Here is a 22,813-nt window from a genome sequence, read left to right on the forward strand (position 1 = left end):
TTAGCTCCCCAGATGCAGCATGGTCGCGACCTTGCCGTCGGGCTCCGCCTCGGCCGTTCCGGTATCGAGCAAATAGATGCGCTCGGCATCGAGGCCGGCCTGCACCAGATGGTCCTTGATCGCCGCGGCGCGTTGCTGGCTGAGCCGGCGCAGCAACGCGGTATTGCCGGCCCAGGAGTCGACAACCGCCTGGCGCAGTCGCTGGGTACGCTCCTCGGGCTCGAGTTCCCGCCATTCGGCCGGAGGCTGTTGCTTGAGCCGGCTGCGATAGATGCCTTCGAGCAAGGGGGCCTCGTCGTCCTCGTCGATCTGGATCTGGCTGGCGTCCGCCGGCACCTTGTCGCCGCGGCGCTGCAGGATGCGGTACCAGGTCTCGCGATATTCCTGCTGCAGGCGCCGCTCGGCCAACAGCGGGCCGTCGGCTGCGCTGGCGCTCATGCCCTCGACCTCCAGCTGCAGCGCCGGGCGCTGTTGGAGGGCGGAGACCAGGGTGTCCAGGGCCTGGCGCGCTTCGCCGTCCAGCTCGCTGCTCGCCGGGGCGAAGCGTACCTGGCTGAGATCGACCTGGTCGCCGCCGACCAGCCCGGCGATGAACTTGAACGGTGCCTGTGCCGCGCGCAGGACCAGATTGCGCAGCGTCTGCCAGATGATCGGCATGACGCTGAACTGTGGATCGTTGAGATTGCCCTGCACCGGCAGTTCGATGGAAATGGTGCCCTTGGTATCCTTCAACAGGGCCACCGCCAGGCGCACCGGCAGGTCCACCGCGTCGGGGCTGTCGACCTTCTCGCCGAGCTGCAGCTGTTCCACCACTACCTTGTTCTCGGCGTTCAGCTGGCCCTGCTGGATGCGGTAATGCAGGTCCAGGTCGAGGCGGCCCTTGCGGATGCGGTAGCCGGCGAATTTGCCGGAGTAGGGGGTGAGGGTGGTCAGTTCGACCTGGCGAAAACGGGTGGCGATGTCCAGGCTCTGCAGCGGATCGAAGGGGGTCAGGCTGCCCTTGATGCTTACCGGGGCGTACTGGTCCACCTTGCCGGCGATATCCACCGAGGCGGCCTTCTGCTCGCGGTTGTCCAGCGTGCCGATGCTGCCGTTGAGTGACTGGATGGCGGTGGCGAACGGCGGGCGCAGGCTGAAGTCGGCGAAGTTTGCCGAGCCGTCGGCAATGGCGATGCCGCCGATGCGCAGCGCCAACGGTTGCGCCTGCGTTGCCGCGGGTTCTTCCGTCGGCTCGCCGCGGTCGACCATGAGGTCGTTGATGTTGGTGCTCAGGTCCGGGTTGATGATGAAGCGTGCGTAGGGCTGGTTCAGGTCGATGCGCTCGATTTCCAGGCGGCTGGGGTGCTGGTAGTCCAGGCCGCTCAGTTGCAGCCGCTGCCATTTGACGAAATCGCGGTTGTTGAGGGTATCCAGGGTGTGCAGCTGGGTTGCCTCGGCCTGGCCGCGGACGCTGAACGCCAGCGGTTCGGTGCCCTGCAGCTCGACGTCGAGTTCGCTCGAGAGCATGCCGCTACGCAGTTCGAGGCGGACCAGCGGGCTGATATAGGCCTGGGCGATCCGCAGGTCGATGTCGCGGGTGGTGACGGCGAGCTTGCCGCTCATCGGGCTCAGTTGCAATTGTCCGGTAGCCTGGAGCGCCCCTTGCCTGCCCACGCCGCTTTCCAGCTTGAGTTTGAAAGGGCTGGTGCCCAGGCTGTCGAAGTCCGCCACGTCCAGGTTCAGCGGGCCCAGCTCCAGCGCCACTTCGTCCTGCGGCACCCGGTCGGCGAGGTGCACGTGGTAATCGCGCAGTTGCGCATCATGCAGGAACACCTGCCAGGGTTTGCCCGGCTCGTCTTGCTCGGCGGCTGGCGAGCCTTCGGTGGGGGCCTCCGGTGTGCTACCGGCGGTGGCGAACAGCTTCTGCCAATCCAGCTCACCATCGGCTTCGCGCGCGGCCCAGGTTTCGAGATTGCGGCTGCGCAGCGTGCCGATGCTGACCTGCTGTCCGAGCAGATCCACGCTGGTCTCACCCAGCACGAGCTGCTCCAGGCGAACCAGCGGGCGGCCCTGCGGACTGTCGACGGCCAGCGCTGCCAGCGTCAGCGTGGCGTTGTGCAGATCGAGTGCCAGCCCTTGGCTGAGGTCCAGCCGGTAGTCCGTGCTCAGGTCGAGGCTGCCGCCCTCCAGCACCAGCGGCGCGGCGTCGCGGATATAGGGGCGGAAATCCGTGAGGGCCAGCTTGCTGACCTTCAACCGGCCGTGGGAGGCCAGCGGCTGCAGGCTGAACTGGCCCTGCCAGTCGATGCGGCCGCCGCCCGGGCCGCTGGCGGCGAGGCTCGCATCGGCGCTGTCGTCGGCCCGGGTGGTGAGGTTGTGCAGTTCGAAATCCAACGCATCGTAGACCAGGTCGATCGGCTCGCTCGGGCGGCGGTCCTGGAAGTGCAGGTAGCCGCGGGCCAGTTGCAGGCGGTCGATACGCAGCGGGAACAGGCCGCTTTCTTGCGCGGGCTCCGGCTCTTCGGCTTCCGGTAGTTCGAACAGTCGGCCGAGGTTGAGCACGCCATCATCGGCGAAGCGCACTTCGCTGCGCGGCGCCGTCAGCTCGACGGCGGCCAGGTGCAGGGTGCGCTGCCACAGACTGTCCCACTGCAGGTTCAGATAGAGCTGTTCGAAGGCCAGTTGGCGATCGTCGGCCTCGCCTATGTGCAGCTCGAACAGGTCCAGTTCGAGGCTGAAGGGGTTGAATTCGATGCGCTCCAGGCTCGCCGGCACGGTCGCGTAGGCGGCCAGCTGCTGGTTGGCGATGCGCTGCAGGGCACCGGGCAGGATCAGGAAGCCGAGCAGGCAATAGAAGATCAGCGCGAGCGCGACGCCGCTAAGCGCGCGCTTCATTCCGTTGGGCATGACCGAACAGGTTCCTTGCGATGGATTGCCTTGGAGTATGGCATGCCGATGGGGTTCCTCGAATCCGTTGCCGTCGGCAATGCGTTCGAGCCCGCAGAATTGGTCGCCGGCACTGAAGTGCGGGCTAGCGGGGCGGCAGGCCCATGCGCCGGCGGGCGCGGTGCACCGAACCATTACGCACGGCCCAGCGCAGCAGCGGCGCGGTACACCGCACGCCGGTGCGGATCAACTGGCGCCGCTGTGCCGTCAGCGGCAGGCCGAACAGTTCGCTGGCCCAATCGGGCAGCAGCTCGACCCCGGCGTGCAGCATCAGCATGCCGAAGGGCCTGGCCAGGGCGCTGGGTGCGGGGGCCGCGCGCAGAATCCGGAGGATTTCCCGCGAGCGTTCGTCACAGCGCAGCTGCGGGCGGATGCGTTCCAGGTAGTCGTCCACCTGCGCGCGCGAGCGTGGCACGTCGCGGGCGCCGAGACGCTCGGCGATCAGCGCGACTTCCGCGTAGTAGCGATCCTGCGCGTGGTCCGGCAGGGTCGGGTCGAGATAGCGCAGGTGCGACTTGAGGAAGCTGCTCACTTCGGCGACATGCACCCAGGTCAGCAGGTCCGGATCGGATGCCGCGTAGGGCCTGCCGTCCGGCGCATGTCCGGTGACCTGCAGGTGAATCGCCCGGACCCGTTCGATCAGCCTCTCGGCATCGGCCCGGCTGCCGAAGGTGGTTGCGGAAATGAACTGCCCGGTGCGGCGCAGGCGGCCGAGCAGATCCTCGCGGAAGTTCGAGTGGTCCCATACGCCGGCCAGCGCCAGGGGATGCAGCGCCTGCAGCAGCAGCGCGGAGATGCCACCGACGAGCATCGAGGTGAAATCACCATGGACCCGCCAGCACACCGATTCGGGGCCGAACAGGCCGGGATCGCCCGGCGGGTTCTCGTAGTCGATGCCGCCGAGCGCGAGCCCGGTGAGGCTGAGGACCTGGGTTTCGATACGGCGGCGGAGGAATTCCATGGCGCGTCTGGTCGATGAGTGGACGGCCATGCTAGCGCGTCGCGGGCGGGATGCGGGACTGGAGGGCGCAATGTAGGCGCCGGCTTGCCGGCGATCGCTGGCGCCGCCCGGCCATCGTGGCCGGGCGGGCAGGGGAGCTCAGCCGCGATGGCGGCCGCGGAAGAAGTCGATCAGGCCCTGGGTCGAGGCATCTTCGGCCGGCGGACTGTCGTAGCTGGTCAGACGGCCATAGACGCCCTTGCCGAGCTCCTTGCCCAGCTCCACGCCCCACTGGTCGAAGGAGTTGATGCCCCAGATCACGCCCTGCACGAAGACCTTGTGCTCGTACAGCGCGATCAAGGCGCCGAGGCGGCCGGGGCTGATGCTCTCGGTGACCAGGGTGTTGCTCGGACGGTTGCCGGGGATCACCTTGTGCGGCGCCAGGCGCTGGACTTCCGCTTCCGCCAGGCCCTTGGCGCGCAGCTCGGCCTCGGCCTCCTCGCGGGTCTTGCCGAGCATCAGTGCCTGGCTCTGCGACAGGCAGTTGGCGTACAGCCACTCCTGGTGGTCGGCGACCGGGTTGTGGCTGACCACCGGGACGATGAAGTCCGCCGGGATCAGCGGCGTGCCCTGGTGCAGCAACTGGTGGTAGGCGTGCTGGCCGTTGCAGCCGACGCCGCCCCAGATCACCGGGCCGGTGCCGCAGGACACCGGTGTACCGTCCTGGCGCACGCTCTTGCCGTTGGATTCCATATCCATCTGCTGCAGGTGTTTGACGAAGTTGCGCAGGTAGTGGTCGTAGGGCAGGAAGGCGTAGCTCTGCGCGCCCCAGAAGTTGTGGTACCAGACGCCGAGCATCGCCAGCAGCACCGGCATGTTGGTTTCGAACGGCTCGTGGAGGAAATGCTGGTCCATGCTGTAGGCGCCGGACAGCAGGTCCTTGAAGTTGTGCATGCCGATCGCCAGGGCGATGGGCAGGCCGATGGCCGACCACAGCGAGTAGCGTCCGCCGACCCAGTCCCACATGGGGAAGATGTTCTTTTCGCGGATGCCGAAATCCAGCGCCGCCTGCTTGTTGCTGGTCACGGCGATGAAGTGGCGGTAGAGCTTCTCCTCGGTGCCGCCGCGGGCCAGGTACCAGGTGCGTGCGGCCTGGGCGTTCTTCAGTGTCTCGAGGGTGCCGAAGGATTTGCTGGAAACGATGAACAGGGTGGTTTCGGCATTGAGGTTGGCGGTCACCTCGCGGAACTCGCTGCCGTCGATATTGGCCAGGTAGTGGCAGCGCACGCCGCACTGCTGGGTGAAGGGCAGCAGCGCCTCGGAGACCAGCTGCGGGCCGAGGAAGGAGCCGCCGATGCCGATGTTCACCACGTCGGTGATCGGCTTGTCGTTGTAGCCGCGCCACAGGTGGTTGTGGATGCGCCCGACGATGTCGGTCATCTGCGCCAGGGCGCCATGCACCTCGCGCATCAGGTTTTCGCCGTCGACGATCAGGTTGTCGCCCATCGGCCGGCGCAGCGCGGTATGCAGGGCCGGGCGGTTTTCCGAGGCATTGACCCGTTCGCCGTTGAACATGGCGTGGGCGGCCTGCTCGACGCCGGCTTCGCGGGCCAGGTTGACCAGCAGCGCACGGGTTTCGGGGGTGATCAGGTTTTTCGAGTAATCGAGGAACAGGCCGCAGCAAGAAACCGACAGCTCTTCGAAACGCGCGGGGTCGGCCTGGAAGGCCTCGCGCATGTTGAAGTTCTGCATGGCCAGGCGGTGTTCTTCCAGGGCCTTCCAGGATGGCAGGCCGGTGACATCGAGGGGGTGCTGGTAGTAGCTCATGGTGATGCGGCTTCCTTTGCTGGCGGGCCACTGAAAACTGCACGGTTGGCGGGCACCGGTGTGTGCGCTATGGCCGCGGCAGGATTCACTGACTCGCATGATCGTGCGGGCACGCCGGCACTCGTCCTGAATGCTGGGGATGCTGACCGAACCCGGCTTCCACCGAGCTGGCGATGGCACATCCTATGCCATCACAGACTGCTCTGACAGGGGAACCCCCGCTGCGTTCCGAAGGACTCCAGGCGAATCGTCCCACCGCGCCGAGTAGTCCTGCGGGGCGTCGGGGCACAAAAAAGCCCGAAGCGCGCTGGGTGCTTCGGGCTTCGTGAGCGCCGTCGAGGGGCGTCAGGCGACCTGGACGGGAATCGCGTTGCTGGTGTGGCTGAGCTCGCCATCGGCGCCCATGTAGAGCACGTGCGGCTTGAAGCTGGCCAGCTCGGCCTCGCTGTAGTGGGCGTAGGCGCAGATGATCAGGCGATGACCGACGGCGGCCTTGTGCGCGGCGGCACCGTTGACGGAAATGATCTTCGAGCCTTCCTCGCCGCGAATGGCATAGGTGGTGAAGCGTTCGCCGTTGTCGACGTTGTAGATCTGGATCTGTTCGTACTCGCGGATGCCGGCCAGGTCCAGCCAGTCGCCGTCGATGGCGCAGGAGCCTTCATAGTCGAGCACCGAGTGGGTCACCTGGGCGCGGTGCAGTTTGGCCTTGAGCATGATGGCGTGCATGGCTGGGTCCTCCGGGGGCGCAAGCGGCGCAGAGTGTGCCTCAAGCCTCGAGTGCGATCAAGGCTGTGGACGGATGGGGTCGGTCAGGCGGATGTGCCGGTGTCGACCAGCAGATTGTCGATCAGCCGCGTCTTGCCGAGATAGGCGGCGACGAGGATGACCAGCTCGCGCGAGGTCGCGCTGACCGGTTGCAGGTCGCTGGCGTTGCGGATTTCCAGGTAGTCCGGACGCAGCCCGGCGGCCTGCAGCTGCTCCAGGCCCTCGGCGATCAGCGCGGAGTAATCGCGCCGGCCGCCGCGGATCGCCTCGTCCAGCTGGCGCAGCGTGCGATACAGCGCCGGCGCGGCGGCACGCTCGGCCTCGCCAAGGTAGCCATTGCGCGAGGACAGCGCCAGGCCGTCCTCGGCGCGCACGATGGGCTCGGAGATGATCTGTACCGGCATGTTCAGGTCGCGGACCATGGTGCGGATCACCGCCAGTTGCTGGAAATCCTTCTGGCCGAATACGGCCAGATCCGGCATGACCATGTTGAACAGCTTGGTGACCACCGTGGAGACGCCGTCGAAATGGCCCGGGCGGCTGCCGCCGCAGAGCCCTTCGGACACGCCCGGCACACGGACGAGAGTCTGCTGTGCCTGGCCGTGTGGGTACATCTCCTCCACGCTGGGCGCGAACAGCAGGTGGCAGCCGGCTTCGAACAGCTTGTCCTGGTCCGCCGCGAGGGTGCGCGGGTAGCTGTCCAGGTCCTCGTTGGGGCCGAACTGCAGCGGGTTGACGAAGATGCTGGCGACCACGAAGTCGGCGCGCTGGCCGGCCTTCTTCACCAGCGCGATGTGGCCGGCGTGCAGGTTGCCCATGGTCGGCACGAAGCCGATCCGCTTGCCTTCGCTGCGCGCACGGGCTACTGCGGCGCGCAGGTCGGCAATGGTCTTGACGATGTTCATGCGGAAAAACCGTGTTCGGCTGCGGGAAATTCGGCGGCCTTGACCGCTTTTGCATAGGCGGCGATGGCGGAGGGAATGTCGCCGTGCTCGCGCATGAAGTTCTTGACGAACTTCGGCACACGGCCGCTGAGCGACAGCCCGAGCATGTCGTGCAGCACCAGGACCTGGCCGTCGGTGCCGCTGCCGGCGCCGATGCCGATCACCGGGATGGCGACCGCCTGGGTGATGCGCGCGGCCAACTCGCTGGGCACGCATTCGAGCAGCAGCATGGCGGCGCCTGCCGCCTCCAGCGCCTGGGCGTCGGCGAGCATCTGCTGCGCCTGGGCCTCTTCGCGGCCCTGGACCTTGTAGCCGCCGAAGATGTTCACCGCTTGCGGCGTCAGCCCCATGTGCGCGCAGACCGGGATGCCGCGCTCGGCCAGCAGCGTGATGGACTCGGCCAGCCAGGCCGCGCCTTCGAGCTTGATCATGTGCGCGCCGGCCTGCATCAGCAGCGCCGAGTTGTTCAGGGTCTGCTCGGTGGTGGCGTTGGCCATGAACGGCAGGTCGGCGACGATCATCGCCCCGCGGTTGCCGCGCTTGACGCTGGCGGTGTGGTAGACCATGTCGGCGATGGTGACCGGCAGGGTGCTGTCGTGCCCTTGCAGGACCATGCCGAGCGAGTCGCCGATCAGCAGCATCTCGACGCCGGCGTCGCAGGCTGTCTTGGCGAAGGTGGCGTCATAGCAGGTGAGCATGACGATCTTCTCGCCCTTCTGCTTGAGCCCTTGCAGCGTGGTCAGGGTTACGTCTGGCATGAATGCCGTCCTCTTCGAGCTTTCGCAGAGCGATCAGGATTGCCGGCCGACACCAGGATGGGGCGGCTCGCCCCAATACGATGCGTGCCGGCAGAGGGCGCTTATAGTCCGGTTGGTGGAAGGTGAAGTCAATCGCGAGTGTTACCTGCTCGTTACGTTCGTTACCGCTGGGGTGACAGCGGCCCCACTCAGGCGCTCGAGCCCGCTGAAGGGGCAGGCGGCGAGCAGTTCGGTGAGACTGCGGCCGTCGGCCAGGCGCAGCTCCGGCGGCGCGATCTCGGCCAGCGGATAGAGCACGAAGGCCCGCGCCTGCATGTGATAGTGCGGCACCTGCAGGCGTGGCTGGTCGATCAGCCGCTCGCCGAACAGCAGGATATCCAGATCGAGGGTGCGCGGGCCCCAGCGCTCGGCCTTGCGCTCGCGGCCCTGGGCCAGCTCGATGCGTTGCAGGGCATCGAGCAGCGCCAGCGGCGCGAGGTCCGTGTCCAGTGCGGCGACGGCATTGACGTAGCGCGGCTGGTCGGCGGGCCCGAGCGGGTCGCTGGCGTAGAGCGAGGAAACAGTGACCAGGCGGCTCTGCGGTAGCTCGGCCAGCGCCTGCAGGGCGCCGCGCAATTGCCGCTGCGGGTCGGCCAGGTTGCTGCCCAGGCCGATATAGACGCGTTCCATGTCACTCGGCCGCTTTCGGCGCGCTGCGCCGGCGACTGCCTGCGCGCCGGCGCTTGCGCGGCGCGCCGTCGGCTCCGTCCTTGCTGCCGAGGTTGCGGATCATGTTGCGCCGTTCGCTGTCGCTGGCTTCCTGGTAGTCGGTCCACCAGTCGCCCAGGCCGTGGGTCTTCTCGCCGGCGCTTTCGCGCAGCAGCAGGAAGTCGTAGCCGGCGCGGAAGCGCGGGTTCTCCAGCAACTGGTCGGCGCGGCGGCCCTGGCGGCGTGGCAGGCGTTCCTGCATGTCCCAGATCTCGCGCATGGGGATGGTGAAGCGCTTGGGGATCGCGGTGCGCTGGCACTGTTCCCAGATGATGTCGTGCGCCGCTTCCTGCATTGCCGGGATCGGCGGCATGCCGCGGTCCTGCAGCTCCAGCACACGGGCCGGCAGGGCAGGCCAGAGCAATGCGGCGAAGAGGAAAGCCGGGGTGACCGGCTTGCCCTGGGCGATGCGCTGGTCGGTGTTGGCCAGCGCGTTGCGGATCAGCGTGCCGGCGTATTCCGGGTTGCGCTCCAGCGCGGCGGCGCTGGCCGGGAACAGCGGGGCGAACAGGTCGTATTCGAGCAGCAGTTCGAAGGTGCGCTCGGCCTTGCCGCCGAGGAACAGCTTGAGCGTTTCGTCGAACAGCCGTGCGGAGGGGATGCCGTCGAGCAGTTCGGCCAGCTCGGCGATGGGTTCGGCGCTGTGGCGCTCGATCTCGAAGTCGAGCTTGGCGGCGAAACGCACGGCGCGCAGCATGCGCACCGGGTCTTCCTGGTAGCGCTGCTCGGGATCGCCGATCAGGCGGATCAGGCGGTTGCGGATGTCGTGCACGCCATGGGTATGGTCGAGGATGCGTTCGCTGGTCGGGTCGTAGTACAGCGCGTTGATGGTGAAATCGCGGCGCTGGGCGTCGTCGTCCAGGGTACCGTAGACGTTATCGCGCAGAATCCGCCCGCTCTCGTTGCGCGAGGCCAGGTGACTGGCGTCCTCGTCGTCTTCTTCCGGATGGTTGGCGCGGAAGGTGGCGACCTCGATGATTTCCCGGCCGAAGTGCACGTGCACCAGCTTGAAGCGCCGGCCGATCACCCGCGCGTTGCGGAATTCGGCGCGCACCTGCTCGGGAGTGGCGCTGGTGGCGACGTCGTAGTCCTTGGGGTTCAGCTCGAGCAGCAGGTCGCGCACGCAGCCGCCGACCACGTAGGCCTCGTAGCCCGCCTGCTGCAGGCGCTCGACGACGCTGACCGCATGCCGGCTGATCTCGTTGCGGTGCAGGGAGTGCTGCCGGCTGGAGAGTATTTCCGGTGTGCGGCGGGGGTGCGGGATGCGGCGCAGAGGCAGACGAAAAGACTGGAACAGCTTTTTCAGCATTGGGGGGCACTGTGTGGCGGAATGACGGGGCGGTGTCGCGAATGCCGCGAAACCTGCGGGGATTCTAGCACCGGGAGCGCTGGATGGTGAACGAAGCGTGGGAAGGTGTCAAAAGGCACGATGCACGCCTGGCCAGGCGGATGCCTCGCGGGGTATCTGGACGGCGGTGTCTGCGTTAAGTGTTGGGGTGCGCGTAGGGTGGGTAGGAGCCAGCTTGCTGGCGATCCGCCGTATGCACCGCCATGGTCGCCAGCAAGCCGGCTCCTACGAGTGCGGTCGGTAGAGTAGGTAGGTGAGTGCAAGAAGGGCAGATGCCAATCGTCTGCCTGCGGCTGCCTGGGTCAAGCGCTGAAAGCACTGAGGGGAGCCGAAGCTCCCCTCTGAATGATGTCGCGTGCTTTTGTTGTTATTGGTATCCAGGCGGTGCTGTTCTTGTTGTTCGCCTGTTCCCTTCAGCTACCGCCGTCGGGAGCGCTCCTACACCGGGAGCCAAGAGCAAACGGATTTCTTTGGTCGCTGACGTTGCGGTGATCTTTCGATCCAACCAGTACGGGCCCTGCTCGATGCAGTTTTTATTGTTCTCGGCCTGGTCGTGGGGCGAACCCCTTTGCACGTCCTCTCCAAAAGAATCAGTTAGCTGCGCCTCCGCCTTCTTGTCGTTGTTCTGCTGGAGTCGTTACGTCTTGTTCTTATTGTGGGGCTGCTTGTTATTGTTGTTGTTCTGAATAAGTAAGCAGGTGCCGTGCCAGTTTTATAAAATCCTTTTATTTCAATGCTTTGATGGTTTTCGGGGCGTGTGCTTGAGAAGAAAAAACCGGGCCATCGTTACCGATGATCCCGGTTTTTGTTACGGCGTATGTGCAGGCGGTAACAGTCTTCAGCCCGCCGTGGTGCTGGATTTGCGCCGCGGGATGCCCAGGCGCTGGCGGCGCTCCCACAGGCATTTGCGGCTGATGCCGAGCTTGCGCGCCAGTTCGGTCTCGGTCATGTGGTCCTGGTGCTCGAGCACGAAATGCTGGAAGTAGTCCTCCAGCGACAGGTCTTCGGTCGGCTCGTTGCTGCTGGCTGCGCCATGCAGCGTGCCGAGGGGCTCGTCGAAGTCCTCGTCCAGACCGTCCAGTTCGATGTCGATGCCCAGCAGGTCGGCATCGATTTCCGGGCTCTCGCTGAGAATCGCCGCGCGTTCGATGGCGTTCTCCAGTTCGCGGACGTTGCCCGGCCAGTGGTAGTGACGGATGGCCTGTTCGGCATCGCGGGAGAAGTGCAACTCGCCACTGTTCATCCGCTCGCCCTGGCGGGCGAGGAAAGCCTTGGCGATTTCCACCACGTCGTTGCCGCGCTCGCGCAGCGGCGGCAACCTGAGCGCGATGACGTGCAGGCGGTAGTAGAGGTCTTCGCGGAACTGGCCGGTCTTGGCCAGGGTTTTCAGGTCGCGGTGGGTGGCGGCGATCAGGCGTACGTCGACCTTCTGCGACTGCACCGAGCCGACCCGGCGGATCTCGCCTTCCTGCAATACGCGCAGCAGGCGCGCCTGGGCTTCGAGCGGCAGCTCGCCGATCTCGTCGAGGAACAGCGTGCCGCCATCGGCCGCTTCGACCAGACCGGCGCGCCCGGCGCTGGCGCCGGTGAAGGCGCCTTTCTCGTGGCCGAACAGTTCGGATTCGATCAGGGTTTCCGGGATCGCCGCGCAGTTCACCGAGATCATCGGCGCCTTGGCCCGTCGCGAGAGATTGTGCAGCGCCCGCGCCACCAGTTCCTTGCCGGTGCCCGACTCGCCCTGGATCAGCACGTTGGAATCGGTGGGGGCGACCTTGCGGATCTTGCTGAACAGGTCCTGCATCGGCGCACAGTGGCCGATGATGCCGATGTCTCCTTGTGACGCGTCGCTCGGGGCGCTGCCATTACCACGACTCGGCTGAGCGAGGGCTGCGGCGTTCTGCTGATGATCCTGAAGGATGCGCGCCACGGTCTGCAGCATCTCGTCGTGGTCGAAGGGCTTGGCTATGTAGTCCACAGCGCCCATCTTCATGGAGTCCACCGCCGAGCGCAGGCTGGCGTAGCTGGTCATGATCAGCACCGGTGTGCCTTCGGCGAGTTTGATCAGTTCGGTGCCCGGGGCGCCCGGGAGCCTCAAGTCGCTGACGATGAGATCGAAACCCGGAATGCTGAAGCGTTCCTGCGCTTCCAGCACCGAACCGGCTTCGCTGACCTCGTACTGGTTGCGTTCGAGGAGGCGCCGCAGGGCGGAGCGGATGATGGTTTCGTCTTCGACGATCAGAATGTGTGACATCAGTACTCTCTCGACGGTCTGGAGGCAGAACCGGCCAGGGGCCGATACGGCATTCGCCTCTTCAACTTACGGCATGTGACGCTTCGACATGCCGCGGCAGGGTGATGCGAAAACGGGTGCCGCGTTGTGTTTCCGGGTCGGCCGGGCTGTCGATATCGATCTGGCCATAATGCTCTTCAACGATCGAATAGACCAGCGCGAGGCCCAGGCCGGTGCCTTCGCCGGGGTCCTTGGTGGTGAAGAACGGCTCGAACAGCCGGCCCTGGACCTCCTTGGGAATACCGCTGCCCTCGTCCTCGACGATCAGATAGACGGTCTGCTCGGCGATTTCGCTGCGGATGCGGATCACCCCGCCCGGCGGCGAGGCGTCGCGGGCATTGGACAACAGGTTGATCAGCACCTGCGCCAGCCGCTGCGGATCGCCTTCGGCCAGATGCTGCGGATCGCACTGGTTGAGGAAGCGCACCTCGGTCCGGTTGCGGTTGAGCGAGAGCAGGGCGATGGCCTCCTGGGTGACCTGCGCCAGGCTCACCGGGTACAGGCGCTGCTGGCGCTCGCCGGCGTGGGCGAAGTTCATCAGCGACTGGACGATACGCGACACACGCTTGGTCTGCTCGATGAGCTGGGCGCTGATTTCGCCGATCTCCTCGTCCGACTCGCGCTCGTCGCGCAGGTTCTGCGCCAGGCAGGCGATGCCGGTGATCGGGTTGCCGATCTCGTGGGCGACGCCGGCGGCCAGGCGGCCGATGCTGGCCAGGCGCTCGGAGTGCACCAAGCGGTCTTCCAGCTCCTGGGTTTCGGTGAGGTCCTCGACCAACAGGACCAGGCCGCTGTTGCCGGGCGCCAGCGGCTCGGCGATGGCTGCCTTGTGCAGGTTGAGGCAGCGGCGGTGGCCATGGAGCGTCAGGCGCTGCTTGTGCAGGTGCTCGTCGGGCTGCTGGATGAAGTCCATCAACAGGCTCTTCCACGGCTCGGCGAGGGTCGGCAGGCGCGAACCGACCACCTGCAGCGCGGGGATTTCGGTGAGCTCCTCGAGCGCGCGGTTCCACATGAGGATTTCCTGGTCCTTGGCCAGCGAGCAGACGCCCATGGGCAGTTCCTGCAGGGTCTGGCGGTGGTAGCGGCGCAGTGCATCGAGTTCGGCGGCCAGGCCGGTCAGGCGCGAGTGGTACTCCTCCAGGCGGCTCTCGATGAAGTGGATGTCCTCGGTGATGTAGCCCTCGGCGCCGTTCTTGTAGGGCAGGAAGTTCTCGACGATGTCCTGGGCCACGCTGGGCCCCATCAGCCCGGAGAGGTTGGCCTCGATGCGGTCGCGCAGGCGCCGCAGGGCGTAGGGGCGGTGTTCGTCGAACGGAAGCTGCAGGTCGCGCAGGGCCTGTTCCACTTCGCGCTGGGCGGTCTTGGCGCCCAGCGGCTTGGCCAGCTGGGTGGCGAATTCCTGCGGCGAGGCGGCCATCAGTTCGCGGCGCTGCGGGCGTCGCACGTTCTCCACGGCGCAGGCTTCGGCGGCGCTCTGCTCCTCGGGGCTGGTCTCGGTGAACAGCGAGAACAGCGAGAAGGCCAGCACGTTGACCGCCAGCGAGGCGATTGCCGCCAGGTGCCAGCTGGTGTCGTCGAGTACGTAGACCACGTTGAACAGCGGGATGTAGAAACCATCCAGGTTGCCCACCAGGGGCAGCAGCATGGTCACCATCCAGACGCCGATGCCGGCCAGCAGCCCGGCAATGTAGCCGCGGCGGTTGGCGGTCGGCCAGTAGAGCACCGAGAGCACGCCCGGCAGGAACTGCAGGGTGGCGACGAAGGCGACGATGCCCAGGTTGGACAGGTCCTGCTCGGCGCCGAGCAGCAGGTAGAAACCGTAGCCGGCCAGGATGATGGCGAGGATCAGGCTGCGTCGCGTCCACTTCAGCCAGCGGTAGATGTTGCCCTCGCTGGACGGCTGGTAGAGCGGCAGCACCAGATGGTTGAGCGCCATGCCGGACAGCGCCAGGGTGCTGACGATGATCAGCCCGCTGGAGGCCGAGAGGCCGCCGACGAAGGCCAGCAGCGCCAGGGTTTCGCTCTGTGCGGTGAGGCCAAGGCCGAGGGTGAAGTATTCGGGGTTGGTACTGACGCCCAGCTTCAGGCCGGCCCAGAGGATCAGCGGCACGGCCAAACTCATCAGCAGCAGGTACAGCGGCAATCCCCAGCTGGCGCTGACCAGCCCGCGCGGGTTGAGGTTCTCGGTGAACGTCATGTGATACATGTGTGGCATGACGATGGCCGAGGCGAAGAACACCAGCAGCAGGGTGCGCCACGGGCCTTCCTGCAGCGGTGTGTGCAATGCCTGCAGCGCCGACTGGTTCTGCAGCAGCCAGATCTCCAGCTGGTGCGGGCCGCCGAACACCATGTACAGGGCGTACAGGCCGATGGCTCCGAAGGTCACCAGCTTGACGATCGATTCGAAGGCGATGGCGAACACCAGCCCTTCGTGCTTCTCGCGGGTGGCGATGTGGCGGGCGCCGAAGAGAATGGTGAACAGCATGATCATCAGGCAGTAGCCCAGCGCCACCCGCTCCTGCAGCGGCTCGAGGGTGAGAATGCCGATGGCGTCGGCGACCGCCTGGATCTGCAGGGCCAGCAGCGGCAGCATGCCGATCAGCATGACCACGGTGGTCAGCGCGCCGCTCCAGGTGCTGCGGAAGCGGAAGGCCACCAGGTCGGCCAGCGACGACAGCTGGTAGGTACGAGTGATGCGCAGGATCGGGTAGAGCAGCACCGGCGCCAGCAGAAAGGCGCCGCACACGCCGAGATAGGTGGCGAGAAACCCGTAGCCGTACTGGTAGGCCAGGCCCACGGTGCCATAGAAGGCCCAGGCGCTGGCGTAGACGCCGAGCGAGAGGGTGTAGGTCAGCGGGTGGCGGATGATCCAGCGCGGGATCAGCCCGCGCTCGCTGACCCAGGCCACGCCGAACAGCATGAACAGGTAGGCGGCACTGATCAGGATCAGGTGGCTCAGGCTAAAGCTCGTCTGCATCACGCTGGCTCTGGAGAATGAAGGTCACCACGATCAGGATCAGCCACAGCAGATAGGGCCGATACCAGGCACCGTTGGGGTCGATCCACCAGTCCATGATGGCGGGGGAGAACAGGTAGATCCCCACTACCAGGAGCAGCACCAGTCGGTAGATATACATGCCGGGTCTCGTGTCGGAAGTGAGGGCGATGGTAGAGCAGCGGCAAGCGGCAAGCCACAGGTGGCAGGTAAAAGCCGTTGGCCGGGACTTGCGGTGTGCTTCATCCTGGCGGCCTGAAGCCTGAAGCCTGAAGCCTGAAGCCTGAAGCCTGAAGCCTGAAGCCTGAAGCCTGAAGCCTGAAGCCTGAAGCCCCATAAGCGTGTCCGAGGCGAACCGTAGGTGTAGGAGCCAGCTTGCTGGCGATCCGTGGCGTGGCTCCGTGATGATCGCCAGCAAGCTGGCTCCTATGAAAAGCACGGGTTCGAAGGCGTTTAGCGAGACCTCAAGCTGTTTCCAGCTTTCAGCGCAACTGCGCCTCGGCCAGCGTCGGCGTGCGTGGAATGAGCGCGGCGTCCCAGTGCGTGACGGCCCACTGGAGGATTTCGGCGGGCAGTGCGCCAGCCAGCTCGGCGGTTGGCCGCTGACCGAGCGCGCGCAGGGCGCGCAGCAGCAGCGGGCTGGCCTCGTGGGCTGGCAGCGGTGGCGAGCGATAGCGCTTGCCCAGCTTGTGGCCGTCCGGCTGGATGATCAGCGGCAGGTGCAGGTAGCGCGGCCGTGGCAGGCCGAGCAGTTCCTGCAGGTAGAGCTGGCGCGGGGTGGAGTCGAGCAGGTCGGCGCCGCGCACCACGTTGGTGACGCCCTGCCAGGCGTCGTCGAGGACCACCGCCAGCTGGTAGGCGATCAGCCCGTCGCGGCGGCGGATGACGAAGTCGCCGACTTCGCGGCCCAGGTGCTGGCGGAACTCGCCCTGCACGCGGTCGACGAAACCGTATTCGCGCTCCGGCACGCGCAGGCGGATCGCGGCATTGTCGAGGCTGTGCCGGGCATCGCGGCAGAAACCGGGGTAGGGGCCGGGATGACCCTCGAGCTGTTTGCGCGAACAGGTGCAGGCATAGGCCAGGCCCTCGTCCAGCAGCCGCGTGATGGCCGCATCGTAGACGGCATGGCGTTCGCTCTGGCGGAGCATCTCGCCATCCCAGTCGAAGCCGTAGCGTTGCAGCGTCTCGACGATCGCCCGCTGCGCGCCGGGTACTTCCCGCGGCGGGTCGAGGTCCTCCATGCGCAGCAGCCAGCGGCCACCGGCGGCGCGGGCATCGAGATAGGAGGCGAGGGCGGCGACCAGCGAGCCGAAGTGCAGGTAGCCGCTGGGGGTGGGGGCGAAGCGGCCGACGTAACGCTCGGGTCGGGGTGAAGGCGAAGAAGGCATGCGGCGGCTCGGTCAGGGCTGGCGAGGCGCGATAGGGCTGGTACGGAAGCCGGAAACGAAGCGGGGCGCCGCAGCGCCCCGTCCGGGATCAGGAACCGATCTGCTTTTCCTTGATCTCCGCCAGCGTCTTGCAGTCGATGCACAGCGTGGCGGTGGGGCGCGCTTCCAGGCGGCGGATGCCGATCTCGACACCGCAGGAATCGCACCAGCCGTATTCGTTGTCTTCGATCAGCTGCAGCGTCTCGTCGATCTTCTTGATCAGCTTGCGCTCGCGGTCACGGGCACGCAGTTCCAGGCTGAACTCTTCTTCCTGGCTGGCGCGGTCGGCCGGATCGGGGAAGTTGGCCGCTTCGTCCTGCATGTGGTGCACGGTACGGTCGACTTCCTCCATCAACTCCTGCTTCCACTTGTTCAGGATGCCGGTGAAGTGGGCGCGCATCTTGTCGCTCATGTATTCCTCGCCCGGGCTTTCCTTGTAGGGCTCGAAGGCGCGAATCAGTTGCTTGCTCGATGGTGTTTCTTTGGTAATGGGCATGGATGAACGCCTCTCGCTATGTCCATTGCGCAGGATGATTTGTCCCTTGCCGACCCGTGCCGGCCCTGCGGCTGCAAGCGGGCGAACTTACCAGATCGGATCGGGGTGCGCTACTCCCGAATCCAACTGTAGCTGCCGCGGTCTGGGGACCTTGGGTAGAATTCACGTTTTGCCCTCAACAGGAAGGTCAGATGACCTCGTCGTACAGCGCGCGTAGCCGCGCAATCGAACCTTTTCATGTCATGGCGCTGTTGGAGCGGGCCAGCCAGCTGCAAGTTCAAGGCCATGACGTCATTCATCTGGAAATCGGCGAACCGGACTTCACCACGGCCGCGCCCATCGTCGCCGCCGGGCAGGCGGCACTGGCGGCCGGCCATACCCGCTACACGCCCGCCCGTGGCCTGCCGCAGCTGCGCGAGGCGATCGCCGGCTTCTATGCGCAGCGCTATCGGCTGTCTATTGACCCCGAGCGCATCCTGATTACTCCCGGCGGCTCCGGCGCGCTGCTGCTTGCCTCCAGCCTGCTGGTGGACCCGGGCAAGCACTGGCTGCTGGCGGACCCCGGCTACCCCTGCAACCGCCATTTCCTGCGCCTGGTCGAAGGCGCCGCGCAACTGGTGCCGGTCGGCCCCGAGGTGCGCTACCAACTGACTCCCGAACTGATCGAGCGCCACTGGGACAAGCACAGCGTCGGTGCGCTGGTCGCCTCGCCGGCCAATCCGACCGGTACGCTGCTCGAGCGCGATGAGCTGGCCGGGCTCTCGGCCGCGCTGAAGCGGCGCGGCGGGCACCTGGTGGTGGACGAGATCTACCACGGCCTGACCTACGGCACCGACGCGGCCAGCGTGCTGGAGGTGGATGACGAGGCCTTCGTACTCAACAGCTTCTCCAAGTATTTCGGCATGACCGGCTGGCGCCTCGGCTGGCTGGTGGCGCCGCCGAACGCGGTGCCGGAGCTGGAAAAGCTGGCGCAGAATCTCTATATCAGCGCGCCGAGCATGGCTCAGCACGCGGCGCTGGCCTGCTTCGAGCCGGCGACCCTGGAGATTCTCGAGGCCCGCCGTGCCGAGTTCGCCCGTCGCCGCGACTTCCTGCTGCCGGCCTTGCGCGAGCTGGGTTTCAGCATTGCGGTCGAACCGCAGGGGGCGTTCTACCTGTATGCCGACATCGCCACCTTCGGCGGCGATGCCTATGCGTTCTGCCGGCACATGCTGGAGACCGAGTTCGTCGCGATCACCCCGGGGCTGGATTTCGGCCGCCACCAGGCCGGGCACCACGTGCGTTTCGCCTACACCCAGGATCTGCCGCGCCTGGAGCAGGCCGTCGAGCGCATCGCCCGCGGCCTGCAGCGCTGGCAGCCCTGATGCGCTTCGCCAAGCCGCTGGAACGGGGGCGCCTGGTGCGGCGCTACAAGCGCTTTCTCGCCGATATCGTCACCGAGCAAGGCGAGGAGCTGTGCATCCACTGCCCCAACACCGGCTCGATGCTCAACTGCATGGGCGAGGGCGCGCAGGTCTGGTTCCAGCGCAGCAACGATCCCAAGCGCAAGTTGCCCGGAACCTGGGAGCTGGTGGAGACGCCGCAGGGACGGTTGGCCTGCGTGAACACCGCGCGCGCCAACCCGTTGGTGGAGGAGGCGCTGCTGAGCGGCTCGATAGCCGAGCTGGCCGGTTTCACCACGCTCAAGCGCGAAGTGGCCTATGGCCTGGAGAACAGCCGGGTGGATTTTCGCCTCGACTATGCCGGCGGCGCGGCCTTCGTCGAGGTCAAGAGTGTCACCCTCGGCTTCGCCGATAGCGCGGTGGCGGCCTTCCCCGATGCGGTGACCGCACGGGGCGCGCGGCATCTGCGCGAGCTGGCGGCGCTGGCGCGTAGCGGTACGCGCGCGGTGCAGCTGTATTGCGTGAATCTTTCCGGCATCGAGGCGGTGCGCCCGGCCAGCGAGATCGACCCGCTCTACGCCGCGGCATTGCACGATGCGCGGGCGGCCGGCGTGGAAGTGCTGGCCTATGCCGCCGAGTTGTCGCTGGAGGAAATCCGGCTGAACCGCCCGTTGCCGGTGCTCCTCTGAGCGAAGCATGTCTCACTCGGGGAAAAAATTCTCCTGATGCGTCTGTTTTGGGGAACAAAGTGCGATCTGTCTGGCCTCAACGTGGCTGGAAAAAAACATCCCCGAGCGTGCCGGCGGGCTCTGTTCCGCCGCTTGGCGCGGTGTCGACGAGTGAACAGGCGGGCTCGGTGACGTGCCCGGCGGTGCGGTGAGTGGTTGCTGATGCGGCTCCCGGATACCTGCTGGCAGACTAATTCCGGGCGATCGCCTCACGCGCGGAGCCCTCGATGAGGCTACAAAGAATGCGAATCCTCGTAAGCGGTGCGGGCGGTCAGGTCGGCCGCGAAGTGGTCGAACGGGCTGCCGGCTTCGGCCTGGACGCGCTGGCGGCGACCCGAGAACAGCTGGATATCTCCTGCTGCGAGCAGGTCGCCGAAATGATGCGCCAGCGGCCGGGGCTGATCATCAATGCCGCCGCCTATACCCATGTCGACAACGCCGAGACCCACGCCGCGCAGGCCTATGCGGTCAACCGCGATGGTGCGCGCAACCTGGCCGAGGCGGCGGCGCGCGCCGGCATCCCGCTGCTGCACATCTCTACCGATTACGTGTTCTCCGGGGCGGCCGGCGTACCCTATCGCGAGACCGACGCCACCGGCCCGACCGGCGTCTACGGCGCCAGCAAACTGGCCGGTGAGGACGCGATTCGCGACTGCCTGGACGCGCACCTGATCCTGCGTACCAGCTGGGTGTATGGCGTGTACGGGCATAATTTCGTCAAGACCATGCTGCGTCTGGGGCGCCAGCGCGATGCGCTCGGCGTGGTGAGCGACCAGTTCGGTTGCCCGACCCAGGCCGGGAGCATCGCCACGGTGCTGCTGACACTGGCCAGCCGCTATGCCCGCGACGGCCGCCTCGACTGGGGGCTGTATCACTACAGTGGCAGCCCGTCGTGTTCCTGGTACGACTTCGCGGTGGAGATCTTCCGCCAGGGCGAGGCCATGGGGCTGCTGGACAGGCAACCGCAGGTCTCGCCGATCCTGACCTCGCAGTATCCGACGCCGGCCCGGCGCCCGGCCTGGTCGGTACTCGACTGCAGCCGTTTCCAGGCGACGTTCGGCCTGGAACCACGGCCTTGGCGGGACGATCTCGCCGAGGTGCTCGCCGCGCTCGGTGGGCAGGTGTCGCCCCAGGCCACCCCGGGACGGTTCTTCAACGCCTGAGTCGCGCGCCGGCCGTTCAGGTCTGCGCTGCCGTGCGCAGCCCGGTTTGCCGGTGTATTCTTGCGCCCCCGTGCGCGCCGTGCGCGCCGTGCGGGTAGGCACGGGGTCGGCATTCGGGAGGGCAGGCGGCATGGTGGTGGTTCAGGCGATCCTGCCGATCTTCGGTCTGATCATGCTCGGCTATCTGCTCGGCTGGCGACAATGGCTGACCGGCGAAGGCACGGTCGGCCTGGCCAACGTGACCTTCAAGCTGTTCATGCCGGCGGTGCTGTTCACCGGCATCGCCCGCGCCGAGCTGAGCGACGGCATGTCGCCGATGCTCCTGCTGGCCTACTTCGGGCCGGTGCTGCTGGTCTTCGTGCTGGTCAACCTGGTCGCCCAGCGTCTGCGTGGCCGGGTGACGCCGCTGGGCCTGGCCGCCGCCTATTCGAACAACGTGCTGGTCGGCATTCCGCTGGTGGCAACGCTGCTGGGGGCGCAGAGCCTGGTCTACGTGTTCGCCATCCTGGTCTTCCACAGCCTGGTGCTGTTCTCGCTGCAGAGTTTCTATGCGGCCTTCGGCGCTGCCGACAAGGTCAGCGTGCCGGCGTTGCTGAAGAACCTGGCCAACCCGCTGATCGTCGGCCTGCTGCTCGGTGCACTGCTCAACCTGTCCGGCGTCCAGCTGCCGGAGCCGTTCTGGCGCCTGGCCGGTTGGCTGGCGCAGGCGGCGCTGCCTTGCGCATTGCTGCTGCTGGGCGTCAGCCTGTCGCGCTATCGGCTGCGGCCCGGTGGCGTGGTGCTGGCGCTGACCGTGGTCAAGCTCGGGCTGTTTCCGCTGCTGGTCTGGTGGTTCAGCGGCTGGTTGCCGGGGCTCAGCCACGCGGCCCGTAGCGTGCTGGTGCTGCTCGCGGCCTGCCCCAGCGGGGTGAACGTGCTGGCGTTCGTCAGGCATCCCGACGATACCCGGCCGGTCAGTTCGACGGTATTTCTCTCCACCGTGCTGGCCGCTGTCAGCTTGCCGCTGTGGATGCTGTTGATCGGCTGATGTGCCTGGCGGATGCGCCGTCCGGGCGGGACGAACGCCGCCGGGGGGCGGCTGTCACAAAATCACAGCCTTGGGAAAACGGGAGAGAGCAGCATGCTGAAATTTATCGGCGGAACCGCTGGCGTCATCTTCATCATCGGCCTAATCGTGGTGATCGGCATCTTCAAGCTGCTGTTCTGAGCGGGCAGGGCAACGCATCCGGCCGGCCGGCGGCCACCCGATTTCCAGCCGTCATTCCCCGGTTTTGCGCTCGTGCGCGGGGGTCGCCATGATGTCCTCCAGGCGCAGGCCGGTCAGGCCGTGGATGGTGCGCCAGAGGTAGAAGAAGATCGCCATCATCATCAACATGCTGGGGATGGCGATCATCGGATAGCTGAGCAGGTTCATGCGGCCCAGTTCGGCATTGAAGGCCTCGCTGCCGGCGGGGCTGTTGACGATCCACTTGGCCAGTACGTAGTTCATGAACGAGGAGAAGAAGAAGGTACCGCTGAGCAGGTAGGTCGCCCGCGACAGGCGTGTCTCGAAATGCTCGACCTGGCCGTTGCGCTCCAGTTGTTCGTGGATCTTGTCGACGTTGAGCACCTTCGGGTTGTAGAGCAGGGTACGGATCAGCGGGTAGCGGGTGCGCGTCGAGGCGAGCACGGCGATGCCGATGATCCCCGGTACCGCCGCTTCCTTGATCGCCAGCCACTGGGTATCCAGATGCAACAGGCCAATGCCGCCGGTGAGCAGGACGCTGATCAGCCCGAGCAGGGCGATCCAGTTGAACTTGCGGTACTTGGCCAGTTCCCACAGGCCCCAGCCCAGCGGGAAGGCCAGGGCCAGCAGCAGGGCGCCGTCGGCCCCCAGGCGCTGCTCGCCACTGAGCTTCATCAGGATCAGCGAGGGAATCAGGATACTTACGGCAAGATCGATCAGCGGGCGTGGTTTGTGTTCGGCGTGGGTATGGGCAGCTTCGGTCATGTCATCGGTTTGGCTTTGAGAGGGCTGCATGATCGCCCGTGTGCGGCATCTTCGCCATAGGCAGTTCGTCGGGATGAGCGCTCGGCAG

General features: G+C 66.4%; 19 protein-coding genes. 5 read left to right on the forward strand and 14 right to left on the reverse strand.

The window, feature by feature from the left end:
• From CXK94_RS18405 to dksA, 13 genes are all read right to left on the reverse strand, one after another.
• Complete coding sequence (locus CXK94_RS18405) at positions 1 to 2,886, reverse strand: DUF748 domain-containing protein (protein ID WP_102895389.1); 2,886 nt, start codon at positions 2,884 to 2,886, stop codon at positions 1 to 3.
• Between the two features lie 124 nt (positions 2,887 to 3,010).
• Positions 3,011 to 3,886, reverse strand: a complete 876-nt coding sequence (locus CXK94_RS18410; RefSeq protein ID WP_102895390.1) for an oxygenase MpaB family protein — start codon at positions 3,884 to 3,886, stop codon at positions 3,011 to 3,013.
• Between the two features lie 138 nt (positions 3,887 to 4,024).
• Entirely contained in the window at positions 4,025 to 5,692 is a 1,668-nt protein-coding gene (pgi, locus tag CXK94_RS18415; protein ID WP_102895391.1) for a glucose-6-phosphate isomerase, read from the reverse strand.
• A 345-nt stretch (positions 5,693 to 6,037) separates the two neighbouring features.
• Entirely contained in the window at positions 6,038 to 6,418 is a 381-nt protein-coding gene (gene panD / locus CXK94_RS18420; RefSeq protein ID WP_037038897.1) for an aspartate 1-decarboxylase, read from the reverse strand.
• A gap of 83 nt (positions 6,419 to 6,501) precedes the next feature.
• On the reverse strand, positions 6,502 to 7,362 hold the full coding sequence (gene panC / locus CXK94_RS18425) for a pantoate--beta-alanine ligase (RefSeq protein WP_102895392.1): 861 nt from the start codon (positions 7,360 to 7,362) through the stop codon (positions 6,502 to 6,504).
• Entirely contained in the window at positions 7,359 to 8,159 is an 801-nt protein-coding gene (panB, locus tag CXK94_RS18430; protein WP_037038902.1) for a 3-methyl-2-oxobutanoate hydroxymethyltransferase, read from the reverse strand. The genes panC and panB overlap by 4 nt, the downstream gene beginning before the upstream one ends.
• Before the next feature lie 141 nt (positions 8,160 to 8,300).
• Positions 8,301 to 8,828, reverse strand: a complete 528-nt coding sequence (folK, locus tag CXK94_RS18435; RefSeq protein WP_102895393.1) for a 2-amino-4-hydroxy-6-hydroxymethyldihydropteridine diphosphokinase — start codon at positions 8,826 to 8,828, stop codon at positions 8,301 to 8,303.
• A gap of 1 nt (position 8,829) precedes the next feature.
• Positions 8,830 to 10,215, reverse strand: a complete 1,386-nt coding sequence (locus CXK94_RS18440; RefSeq protein ID WP_102895394.1) for a polynucleotide adenylyltransferase PcnB — start codon at positions 10,213 to 10,215, stop codon at positions 8,830 to 8,832.
• A gap of 877 nt (positions 10,216 to 11,092) precedes the next feature.
• On the reverse strand, positions 11,093 to 12,505 hold the full coding sequence (locus CXK94_RS18445; RefSeq protein ID WP_102895395.1) for a sigma-54-dependent transcriptional regulator: 1,413 nt from the start codon (positions 12,503 to 12,505) through the stop codon (positions 11,093 to 11,095).
• A 61-nt stretch (positions 12,506 to 12,566) separates the two neighbouring features.
• On the reverse strand, positions 12,567 to 15,521 hold the full coding sequence (locus CXK94_RS18450; RefSeq protein ID WP_102895396.1) for a sensor histidine kinase: 2,955 nt from the start codon (positions 15,519 to 15,521) through the stop codon (positions 12,567 to 12,569).
• Positions 15,505 to 15,681, reverse strand: a complete 177-nt coding sequence (locus tag CXK94_RS18455) for a hypothetical protein (RefSeq protein ID WP_003095129.1) — start codon at positions 15,679 to 15,681, stop codon at positions 15,505 to 15,507. The genes CXK94_RS18450 and CXK94_RS18455 overlap by 17 nt, the downstream gene beginning before the upstream one ends.
• 340 nt (positions 15,682 to 16,021) lie before the next feature.
• On the reverse strand, positions 16,022 to 16,927 hold the full coding sequence (gene gluQRS / locus CXK94_RS18460) for a tRNA glutamyl-Q(34) synthetase GluQRS (protein WP_102895397.1): 906 nt from the start codon (positions 16,925 to 16,927) through the stop codon (positions 16,022 to 16,024).
• An 88-nt stretch (positions 16,928 to 17,015) separates the two neighbouring features.
• The gene (dksA, locus tag CXK94_RS18465) at positions 17,016 to 17,462 is read right to left on the reverse strand and encodes an RNA polymerase-binding protein DksA (protein WP_037038908.1); all 447 of its coding nucleotides are present in this window, start codon (positions 17,460 to 17,462) and stop codon (positions 17,016 to 17,018) included.
• 191 nt (positions 17,463 to 17,653) lie between these two features.
• On the opposite strand from dksA, the gene CXK94_RS18470 reads away from it, so the two are divergent.
• The 5 genes from CXK94_RS18470 to CXK94_RS22480 all read left to right on the forward strand — a co-directional run bounded on the left by CXK94_RS18470 (position 17,654) and on the right by CXK94_RS22480 (position 21,942).
• The gene (locus tag CXK94_RS18470) at positions 17,654 to 18,826 is read left to right on the forward strand and encodes a pyridoxal phosphate-dependent aminotransferase (protein WP_102895398.1); all 1,173 of its coding nucleotides are present in this window, start codon (positions 17,654 to 17,656) and stop codon (positions 18,824 to 18,826) included.
• Complete coding sequence (sfsA, locus tag CXK94_RS18475) at positions 18,826 to 19,533, forward strand: DNA/RNA nuclease SfsA (RefSeq protein ID WP_102895399.1); 708 nt, start codon at positions 18,826 to 18,828, stop codon at positions 19,531 to 19,533. The genes CXK94_RS18470 and sfsA overlap by 1 nt, the downstream gene beginning before the upstream one ends.
• A gap of 281 nt (positions 19,534 to 19,814) precedes the next feature.
• Entirely contained in the window at positions 19,815 to 20,735 is a 921-nt protein-coding gene (gene rfbD, locus CXK94_RS18480; protein WP_102895400.1) for a dTDP-4-dehydrorhamnose reductase, read from the forward strand.
• Positions 20,736 to 20,865: 130 nt separating this feature from the next.
• The gene (locus CXK94_RS18485; RefSeq protein ID WP_037038917.1) at positions 20,866 to 21,762 is read left to right on the forward strand and encodes an AEC family transporter; all 897 of its coding nucleotides are present in this window, start codon (positions 20,866 to 20,868) and stop codon (positions 21,760 to 21,762) included.
• A gap of 12 nt (positions 21,763 to 21,774) precedes the next feature.
• On the forward strand, positions 21,775 to 21,942 hold the full coding sequence (locus CXK94_RS22480) for a hypothetical protein (RefSeq protein WP_180984450.1): 168 nt from the start codon (positions 21,775 to 21,777) through the stop codon (positions 21,940 to 21,942).
• Positions 21,943 to 21,993: 51 nt separating this feature from the next.
• On the opposite strand, the gene CXK94_RS18490 is transcribed toward CXK94_RS22480, so the two are convergent.
• Positions 21,994 to 22,725 (reverse strand): VC0807 family protein, encoded by a 732-nt coding sequence (locus CXK94_RS18490; protein WP_256046215.1) that lies wholly within the window; start codon positions 22,723 to 22,725, stop codon positions 21,994 to 21,996.
• Between the last annotated feature and the right edge of the window lie 88 nt (positions 22,726 to 22,813).

This window comes from Stutzerimonas stutzeri, from assembly GCF_002890915.1.
Taxonomy (GTDB): domain Bacteria; phylum Pseudomonadota; class Gammaproteobacteria; order Pseudomonadales; family Pseudomonadaceae; genus Stutzerimonas; species Stutzerimonas stutzeri_AF.